This is a genomic window from Halochromatium sp. (assembly GCF_054919635.1).
This window is the reverse complement of sequence record NZ_JBUDPI010000244.1, coordinates 1-6,023: the sequence shown is the minus strand read 5'-3', so window position 1 is coordinate 6,023 and position 6,023 is coordinate 1. Positions and strand designations below refer to the sequence as shown.

The following is a 6,023-nucleotide window of genomic DNA, read 5'->3' as shown; positions in this document are numbered from 1 at the left end:
CTGCCAAGTACTATTACGACCCGGGTTGGCACGAGCCGGGCACAACACTGGAGGCGTTTATCAACAAGGAGGTCTTTGACGCCTTGCCGGATGATCTTCAGGCAATCGTGCTCAATGCCTGCAAGGTTGCGAATCAGGACGTGCTCGCAGAGTACACGGCGCGCAATCCGGCAGCGTTACAGACGCTGCTGAGCGAACATGGGGTGGAGTTGAGAAGATATCCGGATGATGTGCTGTTGGAGCTGCGCAAGCTCTCGAATGAGGTTGTCGCCGAGATCGCCGAGAAGGACGCCTTCTCGCGCAAGACCTATGCGTCCTACCAGAAGTTTCTGACCAGCTCCAAGGAGTGGAGTGCGGTTTCGGAGCTGGCCTATCTGCAAGCGCGTGATCAGTTGTCCGGCTAACGTCCATGGCGCGTCGTCACCCTGGACGATGAATTGCTTGTGTCACGGTAACGCCGGAGCAGGCGTTTGCGCTGCTCTCTGTGCCCGCGAATCTTGGCAGAAATCGCCTCTACCTTGATCGCTGGCCGGATCGATCTTGCGTGCAGGCGGTGAGCCGGAGTCAAGCCTTGGCCCTTCCCTTAGTAAGGCCACCGCCATTAGCGCTCTATGTGCACATGCCTTGGTGTGTGCGCAAATGTCCCTACTGCGATTTCAATTCGCATGCCGCACGTGACACTGGGCTACCAGAGGCCGCCTATGTCGACGCGGTGCTGCGGGACCTCGACCTGGAGTGCGAACGGCTCGCGACTGGCCCCGCACGGCCGCTGATCTCGATCTTCATCGGTGGTGGGACGCCGAGCCTGTTGTCGGGAGCCGCGATAAAGCGGCTGCTCGCTGGGGTGAGGGCGCGGCTCGAGCTGTCCAGCGATGTCGAGATCACGCTGGAGGCGAATCCGGGGACGGTCGATCAGGCGCACTTCGCCGGTTATGCCGAGGCCGGCGTGAATCGGCTATCGATCGGGGTGCAATCGCTCTCGGCTGAGGTGCTTGGGCGGCTCGGGCGCATCCATACGCCAGAGGATGCGCTGCGCGCGGTCGCAGCGGCACGCGCGACTGGGATGAGCAACCTCAACCTCGATCTGATGTTCGCACTGCCAGGGCAGGATCTCCTGGCGGCGCGCGGTGACTTGGAGAGGCTCATTGCACTGGAGCCGACACACCTTTCTTACTATGAGCTGACCCTGGAGCCGAACACCGCGTTCTATCAGCGGCCACCTGCGTTGCCTGACCCTGATCTGGCCGATGCAATCCAGCAGCAGGGGTTGGAGCTACTAGCTGCAGCTGGTTTCGAGCGGTATGAGATCTCTGCCTTTGCGCAGCCAGGCCAGCGTTGTCGCCACAACCTGAACTACTGGCGCTTCGGTGATTATCTTGGCATTGGCGCTGGGGCGCATGGGAAGCTGAGCGATGCGCGCTCAGGAAGCGTTGAGCGCCGAGCAAAACGGCGTCATCCAGATGCCTATCTTAGCGCAAGTGTCAATGCTCGCGATCCGACGAGCTCGGTGCGGACCCTGTCTGAGCAGGACCTGCTGGAGGAGTTTGTGTTGAATGCCTTTCGGCTGGTCGATGGCTTTACGGCCATAGAGTTCGAGCGCGGCACGGGCCTTGGTGCTCACCGTCTCGAGCCCGGCTTGCGCGCTGCCACTGAGCTTGGATTGGTCTCCTGCTCGGAGACCTCTGGCCAGAGGCTGATTCAGCCGACCGAGCGCGGTCTCGCGTTCTTGAACGACCTGATTGCATGCTTCTCGGTCTGATGCGCGCTGTGCTCATTGATCTCGTCTCGGCTCAGCTTCCGGCCAACTCGCATCTTGCTCGCAGGTCCTGCATCAGCCTGTCATCGTCAGCGAGCCGTTCAGTTTGCCGAGCATCGTCTCTTCGCCAAGCTCGAAATGGATCATTGAGAGTCGTGCGTTCGGCCTGCGCGCGAGTATCTGCTGCCTCGATCAAGTGCTCGTCTGCGCTGAAGGTGATGTTCTTCATGTTTCTATGTCGCTGTGGGCTGAGCTGTGGATAAAGTGCACACGAGCCTCGTGTCAGGACGAGGCGGAAGCTGTCTCAGTTAAAGCGATCCCAACGAAAAAGGCCGGACAGTTGTCCGGCCTTTGCGTCAGTTACCGCTGGAGCTGATCCCTTGTGGGACTAGCCGCAGAGGCTAGCCGATGCAGGGATCAGGGCGGCTGCTCGCCGTTATGCAGCAGCGCGCACGTCCTCCTGGGTACTGGTGCCCTCGATGTAGCGTCCACTATCACCGCGGATCTCGATCTTGCGCGGCTTCATGGCCTCTGGCACCTCACGCACCAGGTCGATGTGCAAGAGCCCGTTCTCGAGCCTTGCGTCGACCACCTTCACATAGTCGGCGAGCTGGAAGCGACGCTCGAAGCTACGGGTCGCGATACCCCGATAGAGGTAGCGCCGAGCGTCTTCATCGTCGTCCTGCTTGCGCGAGCCGGTGACCGTGAGCAGATTCTCCTTGGTCTCGAGACCAAGATCGCTCTCGGCAAAGCCCGCCACCGCCATGGTGATGCGGTACTTATTCTCGTCCTCGACCTCGACATTATAGGGCGGATAGCCGCCGGCCTCGGTGCGATACGCATTCTCGAGCGAGGGCGCCATCCGGTCGAAGCCGATCATCGAGCGGAACAGCGGTGAGAAGTCGATGGTTGTCATCGTCATATCCTCCAAATGAGCAATATGGGTTGAGTTGGCGTTCCCGAGGAACCGCCGGTTTGCTGCAGACGCCGTGTTGGCCGCCTGCGTTATGTAAAGTAGAGCAGGGGTGGCGGCTTTGCAAGAGGACATGGACAAACTGTAATCTTGTTTCGACCTATCCTCTGGATTGAGTCTTTAGATCGTTGTTTTTCAAATTCCTTTATGCCTTTTCTGGCGGAAGGCCGGCGAAGTTAGGGCCACTGACTATACTGTGGATCTATTTAATGATTTTCTAACGGAGGCGTCATGCATCAGGCCAGCCCTGTAGGCGTGTTGACCGAACGGCCGAGCGCTCGTGCGCAGGCGCAGACCGGGTCAAGGCCCGGCGAGCCGATGCCGATGCCGAGGCAGGCGCTGGAGCCGGACCCGGACCCAGACCCGCAGCAGGTGGCCCGGGTTGTTGAGCGCTCATTGGCCCGTCTTGGCCGTCGTCCAGCGCATGTGCTTCAGCACCTGATTGCTCTGCAGCAGACATTCTCGTTCATTCCAGAGGCCGGTATTCGTAAGCTGATGGACGCCCTCGATGTGACGCGGGCGCAATGCCTGGCTGCGATCGACTTCTATGCCTTCTTACACCGCAGCCCGCGCGGCCAGTTCGACATTCTGTTCAGTGACAATATCACCGACCGGATGCTGGGCAACCAGCGCCTGATGCAGCTGCTCTGTGATCGGCTCGGCGTCGACCTGGGTGTGCCCCGCGCCGATGGTCGCGCCACTGTCGATCTGACCTCCTGTACCGGGATGTGCGATCAAGCGCCAGCCTTGTTGGTGAACGGCTTTGCCATCCCGAATCTGGACGAAGAGCGCATTCGCCACATCGCTGCCCTGGTCAACACCCGGGTGCCGCTTCAACACTGGCCGCGGGAGTATTTTGCTGTCTCCAACAACGTGCATCGGGCCGGCCGGCTCTTGAGCGACCTCGAGGTGCGCGATGCAGGCCTCTCGGCGCTGTTCGTGCGGGGCGGCGAGGCGGTGCTGGCCGAGATCGAGCGCTCTGGGCTGCGCGGACGCGGTGGGGCCGGCTTTACGACTGCGCTCAAGTGGCGCGCCTGTCGCGAGACTGGCCGCAAGACTGGCCGCTCCGACAAGGTCGTGGTCTGCAACGCCGATGAGGGTGAGCCCGGTACCTTTAAGGATCGGGTGCTCTTGACCTCCTATGCCGATCAGGTGATCGAGGGGATGACGCTCTGCGCCGGCATCGTCGGTGCGCGTGAGGGCTTTCTCTATCTCCGCGGCGAATATCGCTACCTGCTCGAGCACTTGGAGGCGGTGCTGCAACGGCGCCGTGAGCTCGGGCTGCTGGGCAACCAGATCGGGGCGGGAAGCCGAGCGCGCGGCGGGACGGAAGCGGTCGATGACCCTTTCGACTTCGATATTCAGATCCACCTGGGCGCGGGCGCCTACGTCTGCGGTGAGGAATCGGCGCTGATCGAGTCGCTCGAGGGGAAGCGTGGAGTGACCCGCAAGCGACCGCCGTTCCCGGTGACCGCGGGCTATCTGTACCGACCGACCGTGGTCAATAACGTCGAGACCTTCCTCGCCGCTGCCCGTGTCGCCGAGCATGGCGGTGAATGGCTCCGCAGCGAGGGCACGGACCGCTCGCCCGGCAGCAAGATCCTTAGCGTCAGCGGCGATTGCGCCTTGCCCGGTGTCTATGAGGTGCCTTTTGGCACCTCGGTGCGCGAGGTGCTCGATCTCTGCGGTGCCAAGGATGTGCAGGCAGTTCAGGTCTCCGGGGCCGCGGGCTCGACGCTGGGCGCCGATGAGCTGGATCGGGTCTTGGCATTTGAGGATCTACCGACCGCGGGCTCGTTCATGATCTTCGACCAGCGCCGGGATCTGCTGGAGATGGTGCGCAACTTTGCCGAGTTCTTCGTCCATGAGAGTTGTGGCTTCTGTACCCCCTGCCGGGTCGGCGGGGTGCTGCTGCGCGACCTGATCGAGAAGGTCGCGGTCGGTCGCGCCTGCGCGCATGACCTTGAAGAGATGCGACAGATCGCTGACGTGATGCGCCGCGCCAGCCACTGTGGCCTCGGGCATACAGCACCGAATCACCTGTTGCAGACGCTGGACAAGTTCCCACAGCTGTATCAGGAGCCGCTGGCGAGCGCAGCGCATACCCCATCCTTTGATCTCGACGCTGCGTTATCCGAGGCGCGCCGGCTCACCGGGCGTGATGATGCTGCTGCTCACCTCGACCCGGAGCCGCTGGTCTCAGCAGCGAGCTGAGGAAGCGCCCAGGCCCGGCATCAGGGCAACAGAACGAGGGCAGCAAGGCGATGCTCCATCAGGAGATGATCGATGACGACAACCGAAGGTAGCTTCCGTCTCGACGGCGAGCAGATCCCATTCCAGGCGGGCCAGACCATTCTGGATGCGGCCATGGCGGCCGGGGTCTATATCCCACACCTCTGTCATCATCCGGCGCTGGCGCCGCATGGGAGCTGCCGCGTCTGCCTGGTCCGGGTCAACGGGCGGGAGCTGGCCTCCTGTATTACCCCGGCGTCGGCTGGGCTCGAGGTCGAGAGCGAGACCGAGGCGGTTCGGGCATTGCGGGTCGCTGTGCTACAGATGCTGTTCGTCGAGGGTAATCACGTCTGTCCGGCCTGCGAGCGCAGCGGTGCCTGTCAGCTGCAGGCGGTGGCCTACTACTGCGGCATGCTGGAGCCACGTTTCAAGCAGTGCTTCCCTGAGCGCGAGCTCGACGCCTCGCATCCGCACTTCGTGCTGGACCGCAATCGCTGCATCCTCTGCGAGCGCTGCGTGCGCGCGAGCCGCACCCTGGATCAGAAGCGCGTGTTCGCGATCGCGGGTCGGGGACTGGACTCGCGCCTGATCGTCGATTCACCCAGCGGGCAGCTTGGCGATAGCTGGCTGGAGCGGGGCGATCGGGCTGCGCACAGCTGTCCGGTCGGTGCCATCTTGCCGCGCCCCGGCACTGGCGACGCGCCAGAGCGCCAGGGTTACCGGGTGCCGATCGGCGAGCGCCTCTATGACCGCGAGCCGATCAGCCGGGTGGGCGATGCGGTGCGGCTCGGGGCAGAGGAGTACAGCGCCAGGGTCACGAGCAGGCGTGTGGCCAGAGCCCCGAGCCTCTCTGCAAACGCGGAGGAGGATGCCTGATGGAGCGCACCGATGTTCGCACTGACCAGAGGCTTCACACAGCGAGCACTGCCAAGGCACCTGCTCCTAAGTTGCGCGTAGCGACGGCCTCGCTTGCCGGCTGCTTCGGCTGTCACATGTCGCTACTCGATATCGACGAGCGGCTGATCGATCTGATCGAGCTGCTGGATTTCGACCGGACCCCGA

At 62.7% G+C, this 6,023-nt stretch carries 4 protein-coding genes and 2 pseudogenes; 5 read left to right on the top strand and 1 reads right to left on the bottom strand.

The features are described 5' to 3' along the window. Positions 1–404 (top strand): annotated as a pseudogene (locus tag ACY693_RS13760) (ABC transporter substrate-binding protein); the annotation flags it as partial. A 167-nt stretch (positions 405–571) separates the two neighbouring features. Continuing rightward, on the top strand, positions 572–1,759 hold the full coding sequence (gene hemW, locus ACY693_RS13755) for a radical SAM family heme chaperone HemW (RefSeq protein WP_462322396.1): 1,188 nt from the start codon (positions 572–574) through the stop codon (positions 1,757–1,759). Between the two features lie 433 nt (positions 1,760–2,192). Here hemW and ACY693_RS13750 read toward each other — a convergent pair whose 3' ends face one another. Then, entirely contained in the window at positions 2,193–2,672 is a 480-nt protein-coding gene (locus ACY693_RS13750) for an Hsp20 family protein (protein ID WP_462322395.1), read from the bottom strand. Between the two features lie 288 nt (positions 2,673–2,960). On the opposite strand from ACY693_RS13750, the gene ACY693_RS13745 reads away from it, so the two are divergent. The 3 genes and pseudogenes from ACY693_RS13745 to ACY693_RS13735 all read left to right on the top strand — a co-directional run. Next, on the top strand, positions 2,961–4,943 hold the full coding sequence (locus ACY693_RS13745) for an NADH-ubiquinone oxidoreductase-F iron-sulfur binding region domain-containing protein (protein WP_462322394.1): 1,983 nt from the start codon (positions 2,961–2,963) through the stop codon (positions 4,941–4,943). Positions 4,944–5,015: 72 nt separating this feature from the next. Then, positions 5,016–5,837 carry a 2Fe-2S iron-sulfur cluster-binding protein gene (locus tag ACY693_RS13740; protein ID WP_462322393.1) on the top strand — a complete coding sequence of 274 codons (822 nt, stop codon included), beginning with the start codon at positions 5,016–5,018 and terminating at the stop codon, positions 5,835–5,837. After that, positions 5,837–6,023 (top strand): annotated as a pseudogene (locus tag ACY693_RS13735) (hypothetical protein); the annotation flags it as partial. The gene ACY693_RS13740 and the pseudogene ACY693_RS13735, both read left to right, overlap by 1 nt.

What these genes read in the sequence shown, in the direction of transcription:
- ACY693_RS13745 (WP_462322394.1), top strand. Translation starts at nt 2,961, where the DNA reads ATGCATCAGGCCAGCCCTGTAGGCGTGTTGACCGAACGGCCGAGCGCT.
- ACY693_RS13740 (WP_462322393.1), top strand. Translation starts at nt 5,016, where the DNA reads ATGACGACAACCGAAGGTAGCTTCCGTCTCGACGGCGAGCAGATCCCA.
- ACY693_RS13750 (WP_462322395.1), bottom strand. Translation starts at nt 2,672, where the DNA reads ATGACAACCATCGACTTCTCACCGCTGTTCCGCTCGATGATCGGCTTC.